This is a genomic window from Cryptosporangium minutisporangium (assembly GCF_039536245.1).
In the GTDB taxonomy this organism is placed as follows: domain Bacteria; phylum Actinomycetota; class Actinomycetes; order Mycobacteriales; family Cryptosporangiaceae; genus Cryptosporangium; species Cryptosporangium minutisporangium.
On the sequence record NZ_BAAAYN010000007.1, the window covers coordinates 21,001 to 44,285 of the forward strand.

21 protein-coding genes and 1 pseudogene are annotated in these 23,285 nt (G+C 70.9%); 9 read left to right on the plus strand and 13 right to left on the minus strand.

Annotation, left to right across the window (positions count from 1 at the left end):
• Nucleotides 1-94: 94 nt before the first annotated feature.
• Complete coding sequence (locus ABEB28_RS06595) at nucleotides 95-760, minus strand: MBL fold metallo-hydrolase (protein ID WP_345727081.1); 666 nt, start codon at nucleotides 758-760, stop codon at nucleotides 95-97.
• Nucleotides 761-1,116: 356 nt separating this feature from the next.
• On the opposite strand from ABEB28_RS06595, the gene uvrA reads away from it, so the two are divergent.
• Nucleotides 1,117-4,062, plus strand: coding sequence for an excinuclease ABC subunit UvrA (gene uvrA / locus ABEB28_RS06600; protein WP_345727082.1), 2,946 nt, complete (start codon nucleotides 1,117-1,119; stop codon nucleotides 4,060-4,062).
• 78 nt (nucleotides 4,063-4,140) lie between these two features.
• Here the strand turns inward: uvrA and ABEB28_RS06605 are convergent, their stop codons facing one another.
• Nucleotides 4,141-5,094 (minus strand): glucosyl-3-phosphoglycerate synthase, encoded by a 954-nt coding sequence (locus ABEB28_RS06605; protein ID WP_345727083.1) that lies wholly within the window; start codon nucleotides 5,092-5,094, stop codon nucleotides 4,141-4,143.
• A 325-nt stretch (nucleotides 5,095-5,419) separates the two neighbouring features.
• Nucleotides 5,420-5,787: pseudogene (locus ABEB28_RS06610) on the minus strand (SDR family NAD(P)-dependent oxidoreductase); the annotation flags it as partial.
• 213 nt (nucleotides 5,788-6,000) lie between these two features.
• Here ABEB28_RS06610 and ABEB28_RS06615 point away from each other — a divergent pair.
• Together ABEB28_RS06615 and ABEB28_RS06620 are read left to right on the plus strand one after the other, a co-directional pair.
• Nucleotides 6,001-6,537 (plus strand): polyadenylate-specific 3'-exoribonuclease AS, encoded by a 537-nt coding sequence (locus tag ABEB28_RS06615; RefSeq protein ID WP_345727084.1) that lies wholly within the window; start codon nucleotides 6,001-6,003, stop codon nucleotides 6,535-6,537.
• Nucleotides 6,538-6,627: 90 nt separating this feature from the next.
• Nucleotides 6,628-7,653, plus strand: coding sequence for a 6-phosphofructokinase (locus tag ABEB28_RS06620; protein ID WP_345727085.1), 1,026 nt, complete (start codon nucleotides 6,628-6,630; stop codon nucleotides 7,651-7,653).
• A gap of 33 nt (nucleotides 7,654-7,686) precedes the next feature.
• Here the strand turns inward: ABEB28_RS06620 and ABEB28_RS06625 are convergent, their stop codons facing one another.
• Both ABEB28_RS06625 and ABEB28_RS06630 read right to left on the minus strand, forming a co-directional pair.
• Nucleotides 7,687-8,070 (minus strand): phage holin family protein, encoded by a 384-nt coding sequence (locus ABEB28_RS06625; RefSeq protein ID WP_345727086.1) that lies wholly within the window; start codon nucleotides 8,068-8,070, stop codon nucleotides 7,687-7,689.
• A gap of 187 nt (nucleotides 8,071-8,257) precedes the next feature.
• Nucleotides 8,258-9,430 carry a hypothetical protein gene (locus tag ABEB28_RS06630; RefSeq protein WP_345727087.1) on the minus strand — a complete coding sequence of 391 codons (1,173 nt, stop codon included), beginning with the start codon at nucleotides 9,428-9,430 and terminating at the stop codon, nucleotides 8,258-8,260.
• 110 nt (nucleotides 9,431-9,540) lie between these two features.
• Between ABEB28_RS06630 and ABEB28_RS06635 the strand changes: the two genes are divergently transcribed.
• From ABEB28_RS06635 to ABEB28_RS06645, 3 genes are all read left to right on the plus strand, one after another.
• Nucleotides 9,541-10,869 (plus strand): class II 3-deoxy-7-phosphoheptulonate synthase, encoded by a 1,329-nt coding sequence (locus ABEB28_RS06635; RefSeq protein ID WP_345727176.1) that lies wholly within the window; start codon nucleotides 9,541-9,543, stop codon nucleotides 10,867-10,869.
• A 74-nt stretch (nucleotides 10,870-10,943) separates the two neighbouring features.
• A complete protein-coding gene (locus ABEB28_RS06640; RefSeq protein ID WP_345727177.1) occupies nucleotides 10,944-11,900 on the plus strand; it encodes a threonine aldolase family protein in 957 nt (318 codons plus the stop codon).
• Nucleotides 11,901-11,958: 58 nt separating this feature from the next.
• Nucleotides 11,959-13,227 carry a hypothetical protein gene (locus tag ABEB28_RS06645; protein ID WP_345727088.1) on the plus strand — a complete coding sequence of 423 codons (1,269 nt, stop codon included), beginning with the start codon at nucleotides 11,959-11,961 and terminating at the stop codon, nucleotides 13,225-13,227.
• 17 nt (nucleotides 13,228-13,244) lie between these two features.
• Here the strand turns inward: ABEB28_RS06645 and ABEB28_RS06650 are convergent, their stop codons facing one another.
• The 6 genes from ABEB28_RS06650 to pknB all read right to left on the minus strand — a co-directional run bounded on the left by ABEB28_RS06650 (nucleotide 13,245) and on the right by pknB (nucleotide 19,556).
• Nucleotides 13,245-14,282: a GDSL-type esterase/lipase family protein gene (locus ABEB28_RS06650; RefSeq protein WP_345727089.1), complete on the minus strand. Its 1,038-nt coding sequence runs from the start codon at nucleotides 14,280-14,282 to the stop codon at nucleotides 13,245-13,247.
• Nucleotides 14,283-14,415: 133 nt separating this feature from the next.
• Nucleotides 14,416-14,895 carry a bacterioferritin gene (bfr, locus tag ABEB28_RS06655; protein WP_345727090.1) on the minus strand — a complete coding sequence of 160 codons (480 nt, stop codon included), beginning with the start codon at nucleotides 14,893-14,895 and terminating at the stop codon, nucleotides 14,416-14,418.
• 130 nt (nucleotides 14,896-15,025) lie between these two features.
• Nucleotides 15,026-15,235 (minus strand): (2Fe-2S)-binding protein, encoded by a 210-nt coding sequence (locus ABEB28_RS06660; RefSeq protein ID WP_345727091.1) that lies wholly within the window; start codon nucleotides 15,233-15,235, stop codon nucleotides 15,026-15,028.
• 183 nt (nucleotides 15,236-15,418) lie between these two features.
• Nucleotides 15,419-16,450, minus strand: coding sequence for a 3-deoxy-7-phosphoheptulonate synthase (gene aroF / locus ABEB28_RS06665; protein WP_345727092.1), 1,032 nt, complete (start codon nucleotides 16,448-16,450; stop codon nucleotides 15,419-15,421).
• A gap of 192 nt (nucleotides 16,451-16,642) precedes the next feature.
• Nucleotides 16,643-17,536, minus strand: coding sequence for a deoxyribonuclease IV (locus ABEB28_RS06670; protein WP_345727178.1), 894 nt, complete (start codon nucleotides 17,534-17,536; stop codon nucleotides 16,643-16,645).
• 28 nt (nucleotides 17,537-17,564) lie between these two features.
• On the minus strand, nucleotides 17,565-19,556 hold the full coding sequence (gene pknB / locus ABEB28_RS06675; RefSeq protein ID WP_345727093.1) for a Stk1 family PASTA domain-containing Ser/Thr kinase: 1,992 nt from the start codon (nucleotides 19,554-19,556) through the stop codon (nucleotides 17,565-17,567).
• A gap of 204 nt (nucleotides 19,557-19,760) precedes the next feature.
• Here pknB and ABEB28_RS06680 point away from each other — a divergent pair, with 204 nt between their 5' ends.
• The 3 genes from ABEB28_RS06680 to ABEB28_RS06690 are packed head-to-tail and all read left to right on the plus strand — an operon-like array spanning nucleotide 19,761 to nucleotide 20,897.
• A complete protein-coding gene (locus ABEB28_RS06680) occupies nucleotides 19,761-20,177 on the plus strand; it encodes an Rv2175c family DNA-binding protein (RefSeq protein ID WP_376981278.1) in 417 nt (138 codons plus the stop codon).
• 4 nt (nucleotides 20,178-20,181) lie between these two features.
• Nucleotides 20,182-20,514, plus strand: coding sequence for a lycopene cyclase domain-containing protein (locus ABEB28_RS06685; RefSeq protein ID WP_345727094.1), 333 nt, complete (start codon nucleotides 20,182-20,184; stop codon nucleotides 20,512-20,514).
• Nucleotides 20,511-20,897, plus strand: coding sequence for a lycopene cyclase domain-containing protein (locus ABEB28_RS06690; RefSeq protein WP_345727095.1), 387 nt, complete (start codon nucleotides 20,511-20,513; stop codon nucleotides 20,895-20,897). The genes ABEB28_RS06685 and ABEB28_RS06690 overlap by 4 nt, the downstream gene beginning before the upstream one ends.
• Here ABEB28_RS06690 and ABEB28_RS06695 read toward each other — a convergent pair.
• Together ABEB28_RS06695 and mptB are read right to left on the minus strand one after the other, a co-directional pair.
• Nucleotides 20,830-21,747, minus strand: coding sequence for a phytoene/squalene synthase family protein (locus ABEB28_RS06695; protein ID WP_345727096.1), 918 nt, complete (start codon nucleotides 21,745-21,747; stop codon nucleotides 20,830-20,832). The two genes, ABEB28_RS06690 and ABEB28_RS06695, sit on opposite strands and share 68 nt — an antisense overlap.
• Entirely contained in the window at nucleotides 21,744-23,258 is a 1,515-nt protein-coding gene (gene mptB / locus ABEB28_RS06700) for a polyprenol phosphomannose-dependent alpha 1,6 mannosyltransferase MptB (RefSeq protein WP_345727097.1), read from the minus strand. Before mptB ends, ABEB28_RS06695 begins: the two co-directional genes overlap by 4 nt.
• Between the last annotated feature and the right edge of the window lie 27 nt (nucleotides 23,259-23,285).

The following is a 23,285-nucleotide window of genomic DNA, read 5'->3' on the forward strand; positions in this document are numbered from 1 at the left end:
ATGGAGGGGTGGGGCCGACGGTCGCTGGGTCGCGCTGTGTCCGGGGAGGCAGATCGCACCAGCGTCCGGCGGCCCCGAGTCCGGCCGACCCCTACTACCAGCCCCGTTCCCGCCACTCCCCGAGGTGGGGCCGCTCCGCGCCCAGCGTCGTGTCGTCGCCGTGACCGGGGTAGACCCAGGTGTCGTCCGGTAGCCGGCCGAACACCTTGCGCTCCAGGTGGTTCATCAGTGAGCGGAAGTCCTCGGGTGTCGTCGTCTTGCCGGGGCCGCCGGGGAACAGCGAGTCGCCGGTGAACAGGTGGGGACGGCCACCCGGCTCCCGGTAGAGCAGCGCGATCGCGCCGGGTGTGTGCCCGACCAGGTGGATGACGTCGAGCCGGACGTCCCCGACGGCGACCGTGTCACCGTCGTCGACCAGGTCGGTGGCGACGACCGGCAGCGCTTCCGCGTCGGCCGGGTGGGCGACCAGCCGGGCACCGGTCTCCTTGGCGACCTCGGCCAGCGCCTGCCAGTGGTCGGCGTGGCGGTGCGTGGTGACGATCGTGCTCAGCTCGGCGTCGCCCAGCAACCGGAGCAGCGTCCCGGCGTCGTTGGCGGCGTCGATCAGCAGGGTCTCCCCGGTGGCCGTGCTGCGGAGCAGGTACGCGTTGTTGTCCATCGGGCCGACCGACACCTTGGTGATCGTCAGCGGGCCCGCGGCGCGGGTGGCCGGGGCGCCCTGCGGGTCGACGTGCCCGGTGTAGTCGGTGTCAGGGCTCATGCGGGCCTGCCTCCTTTACTCCTGGTTCTTTCATCCTGGTGCATCCGTGTTGCGGGGCGCTACGCGTCCGGGCCTCCGTGACATTGCGGAGTCGGGTTGGTCGCCGCGCCGGTAGTCTCGCCTCGGGCGGGCACGTGATACCGGTCACGGTGAGCGTGCGGTCTCTCGAACATGCGGTCGAGCCCGGGCAGAAACTGTCGGACCCCGCAGTTAGATTGGGTGCCGGCTTCGTCTGGGGTGTCCCGGGCCGGTGAGTGCCGGTCCACGGAATGCCGTGACGACGCCCGGGGCTGGCGCTCGTGGACGAGCGTCCGCCCAGCTCAGGCACTATCGCCGACGAATGGAAGAGAACCACCGTGGCCGACCGGCTCCTCGTGCGTGGAGCACGCGAGCACAACCTGCGGGACGTCAACCTCGACCTTCCCCGGGACGCGCTGATCGTCTTCACCGGGCTGTCGGGGTCGGGCAAGTCGAGCCTCGCGTTCGACACGATCTTCGCCGAGGGCCAGCGTCGTTACGTGGAGTCGCTGTCGGCCTACGCACGGCAGTTCCTGGGGCAGATGGACAAGCCCGACGTCGACTTCATCGAAGGGCTGTCGCCCGCGGTCTCGATCGACCAGAAGTCCACCAACCGGAACCCGCGGTCGACCGTCGGCACGATCACCGAGGTCTACGACTACCTGCGGCTGCTGTTCGCGCGCGCCGGGGTGCCGCACTGCCCGGTCTGCGACGAGCAGATCAGCAAGCAGACGCCGCAGCAGATCGTCGATCGGGTGCTCGCGATGCCCGAGGGCTCGCGGTTCCAGGTCCTCGCGCCGGTGATCCGCGGCCGCAAGGGGGAGTACCTCGACCTCTTCGCGGAGCTCCAGGCCAAGGGCTACGCCCGGGTCCGGGTCGACGGCGTGGTCCAGCCGCTGACCGAGTTCACCGAGGGCAACACCAAGCTGAAGAAGCAGGAGAAGCACACGATCGAGGTCGTGGTCGACCGGCTGGCGGTGAAGGAGAGCGCGCAGCGGCGGCTGACCGACTCGGTGGAGACCGCCCTCGGTCTGGCCGGCGGCATCGTGGTGCTCGACTTCGTCGACCTGCCCGAGGACGACCCGGGGCGGGAGCGGAAGTTCTCCGAGAACTTCGCCTGCCCGAACGACCACCCGCTGGCGATCGAAGACCTCGAGCCGCGGACGTTCTCGTTCAACGCGCCGTACGGAGCCTGCCCGGAGTGCACCGGCATCGGCACCCGCAAGGAGGTCGACCCGGAGCTGATCATCCCCGACCCCGAGCGGACGCTCGGCGATGGCGCGATCCAGCCGTGGTCGACCGGCCACAACCTGGAGTACTTCCTCCGCCTGCTCTCCGGCCTCGGTGACGCGCTCGGCTTCGACCTGGACACCCCCTGGGAGAAGCTTTCCACGAAGGCGAAGAAGGCGATCCTGTACGGGCACGACACCCAGGTGCACGTGCAGTACACGAACCGGTACGGCCGCAAGCGGTCCTACTACGCGAGCTTCGAGGGCGTGATGCCGTTCCTCGAGCGGCGGCACGCCGAGACCGACTCCGACTGGAGCCGGGAGCGGTACGAGGGCTACATGCGCGACGTGCCGTGCCCGGTCTGCCGCGGTACCCGGCTCAAGCCCGAGGTGCTGGCGGTCCGGCTGTCCGGCCGGAACATCGCCGAGGTCTCCGCGCTGGCGATCGACGAGTGCGCGGCGTTCCTCGCCGACCTGCAGCTCGACGCCCGGCAGCGGATGATCGCCGGTCAGGTGCTCAAGGAGATCAACGAGCGGCTGCGCTTCCTGCTCGACGTCGGGCTCGACTACCTCTCGCTGGAGCGGCCGGCCGGGACGCTCTCCGGCGGCGAGGCGCAGCGGATCCGGCTGGCCACCCAGATCGGATCGGGCCTGGTCGGCGTCTTGTACGTGCTGGACGAGCCGTCGATCGGGCTGCACCAGCGGGACAACCGCCGGTTGATCGAGACGCTGATCCGGCTGCGCGAGCTGGGGAACACGCTGATCGTCGTCGAGCACGACGAGGACACGATCGCGGCCGCCGACTGGGTGGTGGACATCGGTCCGGGCGCCGGTGAGCACGGCGGCAACGTCGTCGTCTCCGGCACCGTGTCCGAGCTGCTCGCCAGCGAGAAGTCCCTCACCGGTGCCTACCTGTCCGGGCGGCAGAGCATCCCGGTACCGCCCGTGCGCCGTCCGGCCGACCCGAAGCGTCGCCTGGTGGTGAAGGGGGCCCGCGAGCACAACCTGCGCGGTCTGGACGTGGCGTTCCCGCTGGGCACGCTCACCGCGGTGACCGGGGTCTCCGGATCGGGTAAGTCGACGCTGGTCAACGACATCCTCTACACGGTGCTGGCGAACACGCTCAACGGCGCGCGCATGGTGCCGGGGCGCCACCAGCGGATCACCGGGCTGGACCTGGTCGACAAGGTCGTCGGTGTCGACCAGTCGCCGATCGGCCGGACGCCGCGCTCGAACCCGGCGACGTACACCGGCGTCTTCGACCGGATTCGGAAGCTGTTCGCGGAGACGACCGAGGCGAAGGTCCGGGGTTACGGGCCGGGGCGCTTCTCGTTCAACGTCAAGGGCGGACGCTGCGAGGCGTGCACCGGTGACGGCACGATCAAGATCGAGATGAACTTCCTGCCGGACGTCTACGTGCCGTGCGAGGTCTGCAAGGGCGCCCGGTACAACCGGGAGACCTTGGAGGTCCACTACAAGGGCAAGACGATCGCCGAAGTGCTGGAGATGCCGATCGAGGAGGCCGCGGAGTTCTTCGCCGCGATCCCGGCGATCCGGCGGTACCTGGCGACGCTGGTCGACGTCGGGCTCGGGTACGTGCGTCTGGGGCAGCCCGCGCCGACGCTCTCCGGCGGCGAGGCGCAGCGGGTGAAGCTCGCCACCGAGCTGCAGAAGCGGTCCACCGGAAAGACGGTGTACGTGCTCGACGAGCCGACCACCGGTCTGCACTTCGAGGACATCCGCAAGCTGCTCGGTGTGCTCGACCGCCTGGTCGAGCAGGGCAATACGGTGATCGTCATCGAGCACAACCTCGACGTGATCAAGACCGCCGACTGGATCATCGACATGGGGCCGGAGGGCGGCAACAAGGGCGGAACGGTGGTCGCCGAGGGCACGCCCGAGCAGGTCGTGGAGGTCGAGGCGAGCCACACGGGTCGGTTCCTCGAACCACTGCTGCGTGGCGAGGGCGCGGGTGCGGCGGCGCTGCGCGCGAAGGCCGAGCGGACGGTCGCCCAGCGTCCGAAGCGAGCCCGTAAGGCCGCCGCGGTCGGCTGATCCCGCGCAACCCAACCACGTGGCGATGGCCGCCCCGCTACGGGGCGGCCATCGGACGTTGCGGGAGCGGCGAGCGCGTCAGCTCATCGTCGAGGACGCATTGCGCGCGGCCTGGTACGAGGGGAGCGAGATCATCGGCGGTCGCTCCTCCCATGGAATGTCCCAGGTCACCGGCACGACTTCGCCCTCCACCCGGCTGAACTGGACCAGGTCGTGACCCTCCGGCCGGCTGGGGCCGATGCGCGCGGTCAGCGTCTGGATGATCGTGGCCGCCATCCGCCCGAGTGCGGCGGTGTCCTGGTGGCCGTGCCCACGCTCGCCCAGATCGACCTGGGCCACGGCGTCGATGCCGTGGGCGAGCACCGTGTCGATGAGGATGCCGGTCTCCACCCCGTACCCGGGGGCGAACGACAGGCGCTCGAGCAGGGAACGCCGTCCGGCGTACTCCCCGGCCAGCGGCTGGACGACACCGGCCAGCTCCGGCAGGAACGCATTGAGCAGCGGACGGGCGGTCAGCTCGGTGACCCGGCCGCCGCCGACCGGTGAGACGCCGGCCAGCGGCCGGTCGTAGAACGCCTTCACCAGCTGGACGCTCGGATCACTGAGGATCGGGCCGAGCAGGCCGGTGACGTAGTGCGGACGGAAATCAGTGAGATCCGCGTCGACGTAGACCACGATGTCCGCGGTCGTCGCGGCGAGCGAACGCCAGAGCACCTCACCCTTGCCGGGACGGCTGGGGAACTCGGGGACGATCTCGTCGCGGTGGACGACGCGCGCCCCCGCGGCGGCCGCCCGCTCGGCGGTTCGATCAGTCGATCCCGAGTCGACGACCACGATGTCGTCGATGAGGCGGCTCTGGTCGGCCAGGTTCACGATGCGTTGGACGATCGTGCCGACGGTTTCTTCCTCGTTGAGCGCCGGCAGCACCACGGCGACGGTCGTCGAGCCCTTGCGGTCGGCAAGAGCCTCGACGGGCCAATCACCAGCGGTGGAGGTCCGGCGGGAGAACCAGGCACGGGTGTCGGCTCTCATCGGCGACCCCTTCCGGTCAGGACCGAGCTGTTGTGGATGGCCAGCTCAGTGTGACGGGTGAGAACAACCACGCTGTCGGACAATGGTTTCTTGTGAGTTTCGTCCTGTGGTCACTCAAGTGACCTGCGGTGACCGGTTTGGAAGGGGCAGAAGATCCGGCCCCGGACAGCAGGCCGTCTCTACCCCTTCGCTGCTGTTTTCATGCGGCTGAGTGACGTTGAAGCGGGCCTCACGGTTATCCATAGTGCGCCATGGTGTGCCGGTGAAGCACCGTTTAAGTGAGCGAGACAATGCATAAACTGATTTTTGGGACACTGCACCGCGCCTAGTCCGCGGCGTGCCGCCAGCCGTCGTCCGACAGTGCCGAACCGCCCTGCGGGCCCATCAGCAGCATCCCGCCGTCGATCACCCAGGACGCGCAGGTGACGAACTCCGTCTCCGGACGCGCCAGCAAGCCGAGGCCCCCTTCGCCGCGCAGTAGGCGGCCGAGCCCACCCGCGGAGCGTGCTCGTGCACGCTGGTGATGTTGACGATGCGCCCGCCCCGGCCGGGCGCGCGCATCCGGCGGGCGGCCCGCTGCGCGCAGAGAAACGGTGCGGTGAGGTCGACGTCGAGCACGTGCTGCCAATCGTCGAAGCTGGTATCGACGGCTGGGGTCGACGTCCCGACGTCCGCGGCGGTGACGACCCGGTCGTTGTCGGTACAGCGCGGCGGCATGAGCACCCCCGTCCTCCAGCCGGAAACCGGCACCACCTGCGTGTGATGCCCGCATACCCGACCGGAGCGAGATCTACCGTGCGCGACGGTTGCAGTTTCGGGGGAAGGATGAGGCTTTTGAGGCCCGTTTGCGCCGTATACCGGCTCCTCGATTCCCCGCCCGAGGAGGGGTAGCGGCAGAATGGGGGAATGGCACCGCTCCGTCGCATCTTCTACGACACCGAGTTCATCGAAGATGGGCGCACCATCGACCTCGTCTCCATCGGGGCGGTCGACGAAGACGGCAACGAGTTCTACGCGATCTCGACCGAGTTCGACGACAGCCGCGCGATTCCCTGGGTCCGCAAGAACGTTCTCGACAAGTTGCCTGGCCCCGCCGACAAGGCGTGGAAATCCCGCGACCAGATCCGCGTCGAGCTGCTGGACTTCCTCACCGCCGGGGTGACCAACCGGGGTTCGATCGAGCTCTGGGCCTGGTACGCGGCCTACGACCACGTGGCGCTCTGCCAGCTGTGGGGAGCGATGCCCGCGCTGCCGCGACCGATCCCGCGGTTCTCCAAGGACCTCCGGCAGCGCTGGGACGACCTGGGGCGACCCGAACTCCCCCCGGCCGGCGCGGACCAGCACGACGCGCTGGCTGACGCCCGGCACAACCTGGCGCGCTGGCAAGCGATGGAGAAGGCGCGGCTGTCGGGCGCGGAAGGTGTCCGCATCGGATCCGCCTGACGACTACGGTGTGCATCGAGGCGGCTACCGCGTCGAAGGCATAGTGGACGCGGTCCCTTCGCCGTCCCCGCGCTACGAAAGGACCGCACCATGCACATCGGCGTGCTCACCGGCGGTGGTGACTGCCCGGGTCTCAACGCCGTCATCCGGGCGATCGTCCGGAAGGGTGTCGGGGCCTACGGTCACGAGTTCTCCGGGTTCCGGGACGGCTGGCGTGGCCCGGTGGAGGGTGACGCTCGGCCGCTGGGCATCGATCAGGTCCGCGGGATCCTGCCTCGCGGCGGAACGATCCTCGGGTCGTCGCGGACCAACCCGTACAAGGTCGAGGACGGCGTCGAGCGGATCCGGCAGACGCTGGCGCGGCGGGGAGTCGAGGCGCTGATCGCGATCGGTGGCGAGGACACGCTCGGGGTGGCCAAGAAGCTGACCGATGAAGGCATTCCGGTCGTCGGGGTGCCGAAGACGATCGACAACGACCTCGGAGCGACCGACTACACGTTCGGCTTCGACACCGCGGTCACCGTCGCGGTCGACGCGATCGACCGGCTGCACACCACCGCGGAGTCCCACCACCGCGCGCTGGTGGTCGAGGTCATGGGGCGGCACGCGGGGTGGATCGCGCTGCACGCGGGGCTCGCCGGCGGGGCGAACGTCATCCTCGTGCCGGAGCTGCCGTTCGACCTGGACGATGTGATCAAGCACGTGGAGAGCCGATTCTCCACGCAGTACGCGCCGATCCTGGTGGTGGCCGAGGGCGCGCTGCCGCAGGAGGGCGCCGAGGTACTGCAGAGCGGGGAGCTCGACGCGTTCGGGCACGTGCGGCTCGGCGGGATCGGCCAATGGCTGGCCAACCGGATCGAGGAGCGGACCGGTAAGGAGTCGCGGGCCGTGGTGCTCGGGCACGTGCAGCGCGGTGGGTCGCCGACGCCGTTCGACCGGGTGCTGGCCACCCGGTTCGGTCTGCACGCGATCGAGGCGGCGCACGAGCGGGACTGGGGAAAGATGGTGGCGCTGCGCGGCACCGACATCGTCCGCGTCCCGATCGAGGACGCGACTCGGGAGCTCAAGACGGTGCCCCTGAGCCGCTACGCCGAGGCAGAAGTCTTCTTCGGCTGAGCGGCCCGCCCAGGACGACGCTGACGCGCAGCGTTACTTGTCGTCCTTGGCGAGGTCCAGGGCCAGGTTGAGGACGAAGCTCACGACCCAGACCACGATCGCGCCCCAGAAGCCGGCCCAGAACCCGTCCACCTCGAACCCGAGGTCGAACTGCTCGGCGAACCAGCCGACGAGCAGGAACAGCAGCGCGTTCACCACCAGGCCGAACAACCCGAGCGTCAGCACGTAGATGCCGCAGCCGATCGCTTTCACCAGCGGCTTCACGATCGCGTTGACCACCCCGAAGAGCATCGCGACGACGAGCAGCGTGCCGACCTTGGCTGTCCAGGAGGTCTCGGTGACGTCGATGCCGTCGACGACGTACGTCGACGCCAGCAGCGCCACTGCGGTGACCAGCAGCGTGAGGATGATCTTCACGCCACGATCCTGGCAGACCGGGTCGAGTTGCCCCGCGGACTCCACCACACGAGCCCCACGCGTTTCGCGCGCCCGGCCGATTTTCGGGAAGGCCACCTCACGCGGGCGCTGGAGAGATGGTCTTTCGGGAATTCGGTCCGCGCCGTCCGCCCCGGCGCGGGACAGCGGGGTGCGGCGGGATTCGGGGTCAGGGCCGGAGGTCTACTACGTCGGGTGCCGCGGGGTGGTGCGCGGACAGCAGGTCGTGGTTGACGCCGGTCGGCGTCCGGCCGTCCGCGCGGTCGAGGACGTCCTCGTCGACCCGGTACGCCAGGCACGGCACCCCGGCCGCCCCCGCGAACCGCGCCAGCTCCCGCAGCGACCACGGCAGCTCCGGCAGGTCGGCGACCCGCCGCCCGGTGGCGTCCAGCAGCGCGACCCGGTCCACGTCGCCCCGCAGCCGCCGCAGCGCCGCTTCGGTATCCGCGTCGAACGAGGGCTCCGTCGGCCCGGCCTCGAGGCCGGCGGCGACGATCACCACCACCGAGGCCACCGGGCCGCCCGGACCGTCCGGATCCGGCGTCGAGAGCGCCCGGCCGCCCACCGGCAACCGCCGCACCCGGTCGAGATCGTCGGTCAGCGTGATCTGACGGCTGTCCGCGTACACGGTCAGCTCCGGCTCGGCGGTCCAGTCCGCGTATTCCTGGGGCGAGTCGAAGTCCTCCGGGTCCATCGAGTCGTCGAGCTGAACCAGCGTCACCGGCTCGCCGACCTCGGGACGGAGCACCACCGGGGCGGGCAGCGCCGGGAACCGCTCCGGAGTCCGCGCCACCTGCGCGCGGATCTCGTCGCGTTGGGCCAGGCGCTGGTAGCGCTCCAGCAGCGGACGCTCGCGCTTCTCCGCCCGCGCGGCGATGAGCAGCCAGGCCGTGGCCGGCATCAGCCAGCCGAGCGTGAGGCACGCCACGCCACCGATACCGCCGACCACCACGAGCGTGTCGACGTCGGTGCGCACGAACCCGAGCAGGAGCCCGAGGCACCCGGCCGCCAGCGTCACCGCCTGTAACCAGTCGCCGACCACCCGGGCGACCTCCGACCGCGTGCGCCACCCGCCGTACGACGCCAGCGGCCACGACGTCAGCCCGCCGAGCGCGATCAGGGCCAGCGCGCCGAACGCGACGTAGATGGTCCACTGCTCGTTCGTCGCTGCCCAGCCGGCGAACCCGGCGGCCGAGACCAGCGCGAGGACGACGCGGGCGACGCGCACCATCCGGCGGATCGGCCGGCGGGCGGTGATCGCGACGCGCAGGTCGGTGTCCCGGCGGCCGGTCGGTAGTGCGGACGTACCGAGATCGACCGACTCGGGCAGTGCGTCAAGCATCTGTGCATACCTCTCGAAACAACCTCTGCGACGTGGTACCGATCACCCCGGTCCCACGGAGCGGGTGCGGACCGCGACCAGCGTCTGCGGCCAACTACGCTGGGGGCGTGATGGATACCGTCGTCGACGACCTGGATATCTGGCGCTCTCTGCCCGCCGCACAGCAACCGACCTGGCCGAATCCCGACAAGCTTGCCGAGGTCGGCCGCACTCTCTCGACCGTTCCGCCGATCGTCGCGCCCTATGAGGTCGACGCTCTGCGTGACCGGCTTGCCGAGGTCGCGCACGGCCGGGCGTTCGTGCTCCGCGGCGGCGACTGCGCCGAGACGTTCGACGACAACACCGAGCCTCACCTGCGGGCGCTCACCCGGGTGCTGCTGCAGATGGCGGTCGTGCTGACCTACGGCGCGTCGATGCCGGTCGTCAAGATCGGCCGGGTCGCCGGGCAGTACGCGAAGCCGCGCTCGTCGGACATCGACGCGCTCGGCCTGCCGTCGTACCGCGGCGACATGGTCAACGCGTTCACGCCCGACCCCCAGCTGCGGATCCCGGATCCGGAGCGGATGATCCGCGCGTACGCGAACGCTGCCGCCGCGATGAACATGATGCGGGCGTTCAGCCGCCGGGGCGGCATGGCCGACCTGAACGCGGTGCACGACTGGAACAAGGAGTTCGTCAAGAACTCCCCGGCAGGGGAGCGCTACGAGGCGATCGCGGCCGAGATCGACCGTGCGCTGAAGTTCATGCGTGCCTGCGGCGTCGACGACGTCGCGCTGCGCGCCACCGACCTCTACGCCTCGCACGAGGCGCTGATCCTGGACTACGAGCGCCCGCTGACCCGCCGGGACGAGCGCGGCCTCGCCTACGACCTGTCCGCGCACATGATCTGGATCGGTGAGCGCACCCGGCAGCTCGACGGCGCCCACCTGGACTTCGTTTCCCGGATCGCCAACCCGATCGGGGTCAAGCTCGGCCCGACGACGACGCCGGAATTCGTCGTCGAGCTGGCCGAGCGGCTCGACCCGGACCGCGTCCCGGGCCGGCTGACGCTGATCTCCCGGATGGGCAACCACAAGGTGCGGGACGCGCTGCCGCCGGTCGTGGAGAAGCTCCGCGCGACCGGGCACCTGGTCGTGTGGGAGTGCGACCCGATGCACGGCAACACGCACGAGGCGTCCACCGGCTACAAGACGCGGCACTTCGACCGCATCGTCGACGAGGTGCTGGGCTTCTTCGAGGTGCACCGCGCGCTCGGTACCCACCCGGGCGGCGTCCACGTGGAGCTGACCGGCGAGGACGTCACCGAGTGCCTCGGCGGGGCCCAGGACATCCTCGACGCCGACCTGGCCGATCGGTACGAGACCGCGTGCGACCCCCGGCTGAACAGCCAGCAGTCGCTGGAGCTGGCCTTCCTCATCGCGGAGATGCTGCGCGGGTGACTCGTGGTGGGAGTACGGCGCCGGTGAAGCCGGTCGACCTGCGTTCGGACACCGTGACCCGCCCCACGGACGGGATGCGGAAGGCGATCGCCGAGGCCGAGGTGGGCGACGACGTCTACGGCGAGGACCCGACGGTCGCCGCGCTGGAGGCCGAGGTCGCGGAGCTGTTCGGGCACGAGGCGGCGCTGTTCGTGCCGTCCGGGACGATGGCCAACCAGCTCGCGCTCACCACGCTGCTGCAGCCCGGGAACGAGCTGCTCTGCGACGCGGACGCGCACATCGTCACGTACGAGGCCGGAGCGGCGGCGGCGGTCGGCGGGATCAGCACCCGGACCGTCGTCGGATCGCCGGCCGGTGCCCTGGACGTCGACGCCTGGCTCGCCCAGGTGCGGCGTCCGGGGTACCACGCGCTGCCGACCACCGCGGCCGCGGTCGAGAACACCCACAACCGCGGCGGCGGGTCCGTGCTGCCCTACGACGACCTGGTGCGTCTGCGTGCGGGCGTGCCCGCGCTGCACTGCGACGGAGCGCGGATCTGGAACGCGTCGGTGGCGTCCGGGGTGACGTACCGCGAGTACGGCGCGCTCTTCGACACGCTCTCGGTGTGCTTGTCGAAGGGGCTCGGGGCGCCGGTGGGATCCCTGATGATCTCGACCGCCGAGCGGATCGAGCGGGCCCGGCTGCGGCGTCAGCAGCTCGGCGGTGGCATGCGGCAGGCGGGTGTGCTCGCCGCGGCCGGCCGGTACGCGCTCGCGCACCACGTCGAGCGGTTGGCGGACGACCACGCCCGGGCGTCCCGTCTGGCCGCCGCGCTGGCCGAGTTCGACGTGGTCGACCCGTCGACCGTGCAGACGAACCTCGTGCTGCTCACCGTGTCGGACCCGGGCGCGGTCGTGCGGGCGGCCGCCGAGCAGGGCGTGCGGGTGGGAGTCTTCGGGCCGCAGACGGTGCGCGCGATGACCCACCTCGACCTGGACGACGAGGACCTCGACCGGGCGATCGTGGTGCTGTCGTCCGTACTGCGCGGCTGAGGGCACACCCGCCGAACGGTCCCTTTCCTCGTGCGGTGGTGCGAAGCAACGATGTGTCATGCGAACCTTACGCCGGGTGGTAAGTGACCATTCGCTGATCGTTGTCTGGGCCGGTGGCGCGACGCTGACCCTGCTGTTCGCCGGCTGGCTCCTGGGAGGCTTCTTCCCGGTCGTCGTGGCGATCGCTCTCGGCCTCCTCGTCCTCGCGCTGCTGTGGACGATCCGGGACCTCGTCGAGGTGGAGGAGTCGTCCACCGACGGCCTGGCGGGCTCGATCGAGCGGCACGACCGGGCCGCCGCCGATCTCCGCGACCTCCGCACCCGTCTGCGGGCCGTCGAGGAGGCGCAGCGCGAGCGGGACGAGCTCGGGGACCGGGTGGGTCGCCTGGAGAGCGTGCTGGCCCTGCTGACCCGATGGCCCCGCGATCCGATCGCGGATCCGGTGACGAGCAGCCTGTTCCTGCGCCCGACCTCCGGGTCCGCGGACGGACGCCACGCGGTGCGCGACGGGGTAGCGGGTTTCCAGCGTCGGCGTGCCGCCCAGGAGCAGGCGCGGAAACGGGTCGCGCGGTGGCGGACGCAGCTCGCCTCCGGGCCCGACCGGCTGGCGGTCTACGCCGACGTGTTCTGGCTCCCGCGCTGCCCGGCGGCGCGGAATCGCCCGATGCTCTTCGTCCGGCGAACGCGGATGGAGGCGCCGCCCTGGCCCCCGGAGACGGAGTCCGGCCGCCCGCCGCGGGACGAGTTCGTCGCGGCGATGGAGGAACGGTTCACCGATTCGCGCTCCCGGCGGGAGGTCGCGTTCTGGAGCTCGCCGACCGGCGAGGACCTGGCCCGGCTGGTCGCCCGGCTCGCCGCGGATCACGACCGGTGGCAAGACCTGGTCGACGGTCTTCCGGCGATCGTCCGCGACGGTGACGACGACCGGCTCGGCCCGGCCACCGTCGCCGAGATCGGGTCGCTGGTCGCGGACGGGGAGCCGGTGCGGGTCGCCCGGTACGTGGGCCTCATCGCCGGTGCGCGAACCGCCGAACCGGCGTTCCGGCACGCGTACGTGGTGTGGACCGACGGGGATCCGGTCGCCGCCCTGCTCGCGGACACCGTCGTCCGCGCCCTGGACGGGATGACCGCCGACCGCGGCGGGCCCGCCGCCGGGCCGGACGTCCGGTTCGTCGCGGAGCGGTTCCACGGTGCGGGGACCGCCGGGATGACGCGGTGGCACGGCGTCGAGGGCCTCCGGGCGGACGCGCGCTCGGTGCTGGAGCAACGGCGCGGACGCGAAGCAGCCGGAGGACGCCGGCGCCACCGGGTGTCACATCGCGCCTGACCGCTCAGGAACGCGTCTCAGGCAACCAGGGGAGTGGTGACCGGGGCCAGGTTTCCGTCGGCCTGGCGAGCGCACTTGGCGGCGTCGACGTCCCGGGCGACGAACGCGCTGAGGCAGTGGGCGAACTGGGACTGCCCGCGGGCGTTCGGGTGCGCCGACTGCTGGATCACGTTCATGCCCAGCCCGTGCCGGACTGCGGCCAGGTCGACCGAGATGCCCCGGGACCACTCCTGCAAGCGGCCGATCCCGCGCGCGCAGGCCTCGCGCCCGCGGAGCGCCGGCGCCAGGTCGAGGAACCGGACGTCCTCGGCGGCGGCCACCCGGGCGAACGCGGCGGAGAACTGGCTCGCGACCCAGTTCTTCGCCCAGTTGCCGTCGTCGTCCCGGACCGGGCAGCCGAACAACCCGCGGCTCGCGGTGCCGTACCGGACGTCGCCGGTCACCGGGGACGCGTACGACTGCAGCACCAGCGTGTAGTCGCCGGACCGGTAGCCGGCGTCCCGCATCACGGCCTGCACGTCGCGGACGTCTCGAGCGATCCGCGGGACCGCCGCGTCCAGCCGCTGGCGAATCCGCGGCGTCCACGCGTCCTGGCAGCGCGGCGCGAGCCGCAGGTAGGCCAGGATGCAGTCGTAGGCCAGGTTGGCGTAGCCGACGTCGTTCACGCCGATCGTCAGCACGATCAGCCGGACGTCGTACCGGCGCGCCACCGTCCGCAACTGCTCGGCCTGCGGTGCCTCGCCGTACCGGTGGTGGCCGCCGAGCCGGACGTGGTCGGTGGTGGCGCCGGCGCAGGCCAGGTTCACCCGGGCCGGGTTCCGGACGCCCGGCAGCGTGACGCGCTGGACCGCCGCCGCCCGGGAGCGGTGGCAGAAGTTACCGCGACGGTTCGTGGCGGGCAGGTAGTCGCCGGCGCCTTCCCCGGAGACGAAGCTGTCGCCCATCCCCACGATCGCCGGAGGACGTGTCGCCGCGGCGGGTGCCCCCACGAGCAGCGCTCCGAGCAGGACGACCAGCGCGACGCCACCTCGCGCGAAGGCACGCGCCCGAGCCATCGCCCACCCCCGAGTCCGACCAACGAGTGAAAACATGGTCTCACAGTGATTGGGTCGATACGCGCAGTTAATGCGCTGAGGCCCGCGCCGACGGTGGTGTCGGCACGGGCCTCGAACGGGTGAGCGTCGTCGGTCAGGCCTCGGGGTGCTTGGCCAGCCGGGACAGGTACAGCGGCTCCCCGAGCTTCTCGATCAGGTCGAGCTGGGTCTCGAGGTAGTCGATGTGGTGCTCCTCGTCCTTGAGGATGTCCTCGAAGATCTTGGCCGAGGTGACGTCGCCGACCGACCGCATGTGGGTGATGCCCTCACGGAGCCGGGTGACCGCTTCCTGCTCGATCAGCATGTCGCACCGGAACATCTCCGGCACGGTCTCGCCGATGCGCAGCGCCAACAGCTTCTGGTAGTTCGGCAGTCCCTCGAGGAACAGGATCCGGTCGGTGAGCACCTCGGCGTGGCGCATCTCGTCGATGGACTCGTGCCGGGTGTGCGCCGCGAGTGTGGTGTAGCCCCAGTTCTCCTGCATCTTCGCGTGCAGGAAGTACTGGTTGATCGCGGTCAGCTCGGCGGTGAGCTGCTCATTGAGGAACTCGATGGTCCTCGCGTCGCCTTGCATGCCGGAGATCCTCCGTTCGGATGTGGAGGACTCAGCCTAACGCCGCTGCAGTGGGTTTTCCTGTTGTAGAACACGACTCGCCGGTCGCAGACGACTTCCTGTCTGCAACCGGTAGGTACTGAACCGCAGGTCAGGACGCTCGAGCCAGAGGCGCCTCACTGTCCCGAAGTAGTCCACAAATCCGCTCGACGCAGGATCCGCAACCAGTGCCCGCCCCGCACGCCTCGCCGACGTCGAACTCGTCCTGAGCGCCCGCGTGGATGACCGACCTGATCTCGGCCTCGCGAACTCGCGCGCAGATGCAGACGTACACGAGCTCACCCCCGAGGGTCGAATTCACGGCCTGGTTAGCCTTGGCTCAGTAAGGCTTACCTATCCTTGCTCGGGATGCAAGTGGTTGTCGGAATTCGCTCCGGAGGTGTGGTGCGTTCGGGCCTTAATGCCCGGATTGGCCTGCGCAAACGTCGGGGCTCCGCCCGGTCGGCGGAGCCCCGAATCGAATCCCCCGCCGGCCCGGGTCTGGTCAGCGCGCGGGAGCGGCGGTCAGCGTCTTGCCGAGCGCGGGCGGGAGCGTGCGGACGGCGGTCTCCAGCTCGTCCAGGTCCGCGCCGTGCAGGGCCTGCGGCCCGTCGCACTTGGCGGTCTCCGGATGCGGGTGGACGTCGATCAGCAGCCCGTCGGCGCCGACGCCGATCGCGGCCCGGGACAGCGGGACCACGAGTTCACGGCGGCCGGCCGCGTGCGACGGGTCGATCAGGATCGGCAGGTGGGAGAGCTGGTGCACCATCGGCACGGCCGAGACGTCCAGCATGTTGCGGATCGCTGACTCGAACGACCGCACCCCGCGCTCGCAGAGCACGATGTCGAGGTTGCCGCGCTGGGCGATGTACTCGGCGGCCATCAGCCACTCCTCGTACGTGGCGGTGAGTCCCCGCTTGAGCAGCACGGGCTTCCCCACCGCGCCCACCGCCTGCAGCAACGCGAAGTTCTGCATGTTGCGGGTACCGATCTGGAGCATGTCGGCGTACTCGGCGACCACCTCGACGTCTGCCGGATCGACGACCTCGGTCACCACCGGCAGACCGGTTTCGGTCCGCACGTCGGCCAGGATCTTCAGACCGTCGACCCCCAGACCCTGGAACGCGTACGGCGACGTCCGGGGCTTGTAGGCACCGCCGCGGAGGAGTGCTGCGCCGGCCTTACGTGCCATCTCCGCCGCCGCGAGCGTCTGCTCGGGGGTCTCGACCGCGCAGGGGCCGGCGATCAGCGTGACGCTGTCCGGCCCGATCGGGACGCCGCGGACGTGGACGGTGGACGTTCGTAGGTGGTTCTCGTGGCTCACGAGTTTGTACGGCGAGGTGATCCGGACCACCTCGGCGACGCCGGGCAGTCCCTCCACCTCCAGGGCGGCCAGGACCGGTTCACCGGCGACCACGCCGACGATCGTGCGGGTGACGCCGCGCGAGACGAAAGCGCTGCCGCCTGCCTCCTCGACCGTCGTCACGACGGTGCGGACGGCGGTGTCCGGGGCGTCCGGGCTCATCACGATGACCATGCGAGTTTCTCCTCTAAAACGACGAGCCCCGGGCCTGGGGCCCGGGGCTGTCGGAAGGATCCTGCGGCGTGCGCTCTAGTGCAGCGCGACTAGCCGCCGGGGGAAGCCCGGGCGGTAGCCATACCAAAAGAAGCGCTGCTGCATGACGCGAAGCCTAACCGATGCGCAGCGCGGCGCGCTGTCGGGTGTGCGTCAGCGCGCCGCGTTCGCGGCGAGGCGGTGCAGGAGCGCGATGTCGGCCACGTGACCGGCGCCGTCGTCCTCGGACGGCGTCTCGACGATGATCGGGACGCCCACCGCGGCGGGGTGCGTGAACAGCGCGGCGAACGCGTCGGCGCCGATCGTGCCCGCGCCCAGCGCCGTGTGCCGGTCGCGCAGCGAGCCGACCGGGTCGCGGGAGTCGTTGGCGTGCACCAGCGCGAGCCGGCCGTGCCCCACCGTGTCGACGAGTGCGTCCAGCGTCTTCGTCAGCCCGCCGGGCTCGGACAGGTCGTGTCCGGCCGCATGGGCGTGACAGGTGTCCAGGCAGACTCGCAGCCGCGGGTGGTCGTCCACCGCCGCGTAGTACTCGGCCAGATCCTCGACCCGGGACGCGAGCGCGAACCCGCCACCGGCGGTCGGCTCGACCAGCAGGTCCGGGTCGTCCGGGGTCAGCTCGTCGAGCAGCGGCAGCAGGTGCTCACGGAGCTGCCCGTACGCCTCGCTGCGGCGCTCGATCCCCAGCGACGACCCGGCGTGGAACACCACACCGCGGGCGCCGATCGCCCGGCCCCTGGCCACCGTGTGGCGCAGTGACGCGACGGACTTCTCGACCGTTGTCTCGGCGTTCGAGCCCAGGTTCACCAGAAGCGTGGCGTGCACGTACACCGGGACCTCGCGCTCGGCCGACCAGGCCGCGAACAGTTCGTCCTGCGCCGGGACGCCCGCCGACAGCGCCCACCCGCGCGGGTTCGAGACGAACACCTGCACAGCGGTCGCGCCGATCCGCTCCGCGTAGGGAATCCCGCGCTTGGCGAGCCCTCCGGATGCGAAGACGTGCGCCCCGATGAGGGGCACGACCGGGTTTCCCGACTGCGACGACACGATCGGCCAGCTTACCCGGTCGGCGACGCGGTCAGCCGGTGATGACGTTGACCTCGGTGCCCGCCGCCACGACGCTGCCGGCCGGCGGGAACTGGAAGATCACCGTCGCGTCGTCGTCGTCCCGGCCGCCACGGCGAGACACTTTCAGCCCGGCCTCGCGGAGCTGGTCTCTGGCGTCGTCGAACTCCTGACCGGTCACGTCCGGGATCTCCACCTGCGACTGGCCCTGGGCGACCTTCAGCGTGACCTTGGTGTCGGAACTGACCTGGCCGGCCTTGGGACTCTGCTCGAGTACCTTTCCGGCCTGGTCCGGGTCGGTGTTCGACTCGTCGATCTGGATGTCGATCTGCAGATTGAGGTCGTTCAGCGTCTGTTCGGCCTCCTCGCGGGACTTGCCCTCGAGGTTCGGCAGCGTGACACCCTTGCCGCGGCTGAGGATGATCTTCACCTTCGAGCCGCGCTCGACCTTGCTGCCGAGCGGCGGCGAGGTCGTGATCAGCTTGTTCGATCCGATCTTGTCGCTGAAGTCGAAGTCCTCTTCGACCTGGAATCCGGCCTTCCTCAGCGCCGCGGTGACCTCACCCTTGCTCTTCCCCTTGAGCGTCGTCGGGATCAGGACGACGTCGGGACCCTTGGAGATCGTCACCGTGACGGTGCCGCCCTTGCGGATCCGGCCCTGGGGCGGCGGCGACTGGTCGAAGACCCGGCCGATCAGCTCCGTCTTGTGGAAGTCCGAGACGAACCGGATGTCCAGCCCGGCGGTCCGGGCCCGTGTCTTCGCGTCCTCTTGGTTCAGCTGGCTGAAATCGGGCGTCTCGGTGTACCGGCCGACGCCGAGGTACCAGCCAGTGCTGGCCGCGACGAGCGCGAGCACGACCGCGACGGCGATCATCGCGAGCTTGCGTTGCTGCCGGTTCAGGCGTCCCAGCGGACCGGGCAGCGCGGGCGCGTATCCGCCCGCCCGGTGACTACCGCTCGGCGGCATGGCGCCACCGGGGATCGTCGCCGTCCCGCGGTGCTCACCGGCCCGGGGAACGACCTGGGTGTGCTGGCCGGGCGTCGACGGGACCGGCACCGCTGCGGACGCGGTGACGGTGTTGGTCGGCGGACCGCTCTGCGGGTTGAGACCGGAGAGGATCCCCGTCCCCGACACGCTGCGGGTGCCGCGGCCCTCGATCTCGTCGCGCACCGCGCGCAACTCGTCGAGGAACGCCCCGGCGTCGGCCGGGCGGGCGTTCGGATCCCGGCGGGTCGCGCGCATCGTGAGCTCGTCCAGCGCGGGCGGGACCAGCGTCGCCCGGGACGACGGCGGCGGCACGTCCGCGTGGACGTGCTGGAACGCGATGTTCACCGACGAGTCGCCGCCGTACGGCACCGACCCGGTGAGCATCTCGAAGAGCATGATGCCGGCCGAGTACACGTCACTGCGCGTGCTGGCCTGGCCGTAGGTGATCTGCTCGGGTGAGACGTAGGCGACCGTGCCCATCACCACACCGCGGGTGGACGTCGGGCCCACCGACGCCACCGCGCGAGCCAGCCCGAAGTCAGCGACCTTGACCGCGCGGCCGTCCGCGCCGATCAGGACGTTCTCCGGCTTCACGTCGCGGTGGACCATGCCGTGCCGGTGCGCCGCGGCGAGCGCGTCGAGCACCGGGTCGATGATCGCGAGCGCATCGGCGGCGGGAAGGCGTCCCCGCGCGACCAGCACCTCGCGCAGCGTCCGGCCCTGCACCTGCTCCATCACCAGGAACGCCAGGCCTTCGTGCACACCCTGGTCGTAGACGGCGACGACGTGCGGGTGGCTCAGCGCCGCCGCGGATCGCGCCTCCTGGATGAAACGGTGCACGAACGACGGGTCGGCCGCATAGCCCGGATGCATGATCTTGACGGCGACGGTTCGTTCCAGGCGCTCGTCGACGGCGTCGTACACGGTCGCCATGCCGCCGCGCGCGATCCGCCCCCGAATTCGGTAGCGGCCTTCGAGCACGGTACCCACGAGGGGGTCGGCCAGCGTCCTGTCCACGGGCATCAGTGTACGGAGAGACTGACAACGAGACAGCCGACCTGCCATGCCGGTGACCAGATCCCCGGTTCCCCTGCCGGAACACGGCTTTTGGTCATGATATGGCCGTGGAGCTTCATGCCGGGCACACGCATTTGGGCGACAAAAGGTTCGCGGGCAGGCCGCAACCGTCACCGAACTGAGATGTCGTGGGATCGTAGGTCCGTGGAATCGCGTAATTACTCAACAGCGCAGCACCCGGCGGATGCTGCCGAGCCGGAGATCGTCGGGCCGGAGACCTGGCTCACCGTCCCCGAGGCCGCCGAGCGCCTCGACGTCCGGGTGACCAGGGTGCACCAGATGGTGAAGAGCAACGCGCTGCTGGCGGTGCGCCGGGACGGCGTCTGGAAGCTCCCGGCCGACCTGGTGCCGGACCTGCGGTCAGCAGCCGGTCAGAAGTCCAACCTGGCTCGGCACCTGGGCGGGGTGCTCACCGTGCTGCACGACGCCGGCTACTCGGCGGAGGCTGCCCTGCGCTGGCTCTACACCGCCGACCCGACGTTGCCCGAGGGGACGGCGGCCGCCGCGCTGCGGGAGCGGCCGACCGAGGTCAAGCGCCGCGCGCAGGCGCTGGGTTTCTGACTCCGTGCGGCACCTGAGCTACCTGGCGGTACTCGCGTTCTGCGTCGTCGGCTCCGGCTGGCTCGAGGTGGTGTTGCGGGTCCGCGTGTACCGCCGGTGGCAGCGGCTGCTGCTGGTGCTCGCACCGACCGTGGTGATCTTCGTCCTCTGGGACCTGGCGGCGATCGCCGCCGGGCACTGGACGTTCGACCCCGAGCAGATGACCGGCATCCGGTTCGGGTCGCTACCGCTGGAGGAGCTGCTGTTCTTCGTCGTCGTGCCGATCGCGGCGATCCTCGCGTTCGAGGCGGTACGGACGGTGACCGGCTGGTCGGCCGGCGACGAGGACGAACAGTGACCTACACCCAAGCCGCGGTCCTCGGGGTCGTCGTCGCGCTCGTCGTCGACCTGTTCGGGTGGCGGACCCGGCTGGTCACCCGGCGGGTGTGGTGGGTGGCCTACGCGATCGTCGTGTTCTTCCAGCTGCTGACGAACGGGTTCCTGACCGGGCGTCGGATCGTGCGGTACGACCCGGACGCGATCCTCGGCGACGGCGGCCCGCAGTTCTTCGGCGACGGCCGGATCGTCTACGCGCCGGTCGAGGACCTGCTGTTCGGGTTCGCGCTGGTGCTGTTCGCGGTGTCCACCTGGGTCCGGCTCGGCCGCAGCCGGATCAGCGGCGGGCCCGGACCGCGCGGACGAGTGCGGGAACCGCGACCGCGGCCCGGCGGACGTCGCTGACTGCGACCCGGCGGTCGAGCACCCGGTAGTCGGCCCGCTCGACGGCGTCGAGGATGCCGCCGTAGAGCCGGAACGCGGTTTTCATGCATTCTTGGCTCGCCGGGTGGAGCAGCCGGAATCCCGGCCACGCGGCCCGGTAGATCTCCCGGCAGCGGGCCACCTCGAACGCCAGCAGTCGGCGGATCGGTCCGTCCACCACGCCGCGCGCGAGGTGCTCCCGGTCGACGCCGAACAGAGCCAAGTCCTCGATCGGCAGGTAGATCCGGCCGCGCCGGAGGTCCTCGCCGACGTCCCGGATGAAGTTCGCCAGCTGGAACGCCACCCCCAGGTCGTGCGCGTACGGCTCGACCACCGCCCGCGGCACGCCGGGGTGCTCCAGGATCGGCACCATCTGCAGGCCGATCACCGCCGCCGAGCCGTAGACGTACGTCATCAGGTCGTCGTAGGTGGCGTACTCGGTAACGGTCAGGTCCATCCGCATCGACGCCAGGAACGCCTCGACGTAGCGGACGTCGATGTCCCACCGCCGAACCGTGTCGACCAGCGCGCGGGTGATCGGGTGGTCGGAATCGCCGGCCTTCAGATCGGCCAGGACCTGGGCAGCGAAGTCGTCGAGCTCCGCCGCCTTCTCCTCGTCGGATTGGGTGGACGCGAGGTCGTCGACGATCTCGTCGGCGTAGCGGGCGAAGCCGTAGAGCGCCTGGACGTGCGGTCGCTTCGCCGGCGGTAGCAGGAGCGTCGCGAGGTGGTACGTCTTTCCGTGCTCGGCCAGGAGCGCGCGGCAGGCCGTGTAGGAAGCGCGCAGGGCCGGGTCGGTGATGCCGGCGGCGTCCAGTTCGCGAGCGCTCATGTCAGGAGTTCCTTCCGGGACCGGCGGACGCCGTAGACGATCGCCGATGCGGTCGCGACGAGGACAAGGATCGTGCCCGGCACCACCGTGGCGCGGGCCAGGTTGTAACCGTCCGGCAGGATCAGGAAGCACAGCGCGCCGGAGGCCACGGCGTACGCGGTCGTCCATCGGTTGCCGACGGCGGCCAGCGGCACCGCCGCCCAGAGCAGGTACCACGGGTGGAACGCCTCACCGAGCACGCCGACCAGCACCAGAGCCGCCGCGCAGGCCGCCAGCACCCGCTGTCCGTACGGCCGCGCGTCCGGCGTCGGTGCGGGTTTCCGGACGCGCCACCAGAGCACGACGAGAATTACCACGGCGACCGCGGTCCCGACCAGGCGCGCGGCCTCCAGCATCGCGTCGTCGCGGTCGGTGAACCACCCGGCCGCCAGGCCCCACGCCGTCGGGATCGACGTCCACTGGACGCTGATCCCGCCGGTCACCGACAGCGCGTGGACGAATCCCGGGCCGACGCCCGCGACCAGGCACGAAGCGGCCAACGTCAGCAGCGCCGCCCCGACCGCGACGGCCCCGACCTGCACCAGCCGCAGCCAGCGGCGCCACTCGGTCGCGGCAGGCAGACCCGCGGCGACCAGGACGACGACGAACGGCAGCGCGACGACCGCGGAGAGCTTGACAGCGGCGGCCAGCCCGGCGAGCGCGCCGGCACCTGCCCCGACGGCCAGCACGCGGGAGGTCGGGCCGACGGCTCGGACCGCGACGAGCAGGGTGGCGGCGAGCAGCGGCAGCATCAGGGCCTCGTTGTGGCCGGCGGAGACCAGCTGGGTGAGCAGCAACGGGTTGGCAATCACCAGCCACTGCGCGCCGGCGGCCGGGACGCCGTACGCGGTGGCCAGCCGGGGGACGAGCAATGCGAGCGCGACGACGCCGAGCACTGCCAGAGCGCGCAGCGCGAGGACCGCGACGATGAGGTTTCCGTCCGCGGCCTCGGCGATCCGGCTGCTGAAGAACAGGAACAGCGGTCCGTACGGCGCCGGCGTGTCCGCCCACGTCGGCGAGATCGACGTCAGCCAGTCGACACCGGGCCCGTCGGTGATCGCGGACGGACCGACGTCGTACGGGTCGAACCCCTGGCCCAGCACCAACCCCTGCGTGGCGTAGATGTAGAGGTCCCGGCTGAACATCGGCGGGGCCAGCGCCAGCGGAACGGCCCACAGCGCGGCCGTTCGAGTGACCCAGGACACCTCGCGCGCGGTCCGCGTCCGCCACCACGCGAACACCAGCAATCCGATCCCGACCATGGCCAGCGCGATGCAGACGCCGGGACCGGCGCCGTGCCGCAGGATGCGCAGCACCGGAGCGTCGGACAGCGGATCGGGACGCGGCAGCACGCCGGCGCCGAGACCACCGACCGCGATCAGCACCGACCCGCCGAACCCGAGCCACCGAGCCCGGGTGAGCGGGTCGTGCGCCGGGGAAACGTCGGTCGTGGTGGCGGACGGCGAAGACACGGCCACCATGCTCGCACGCGTATTCAC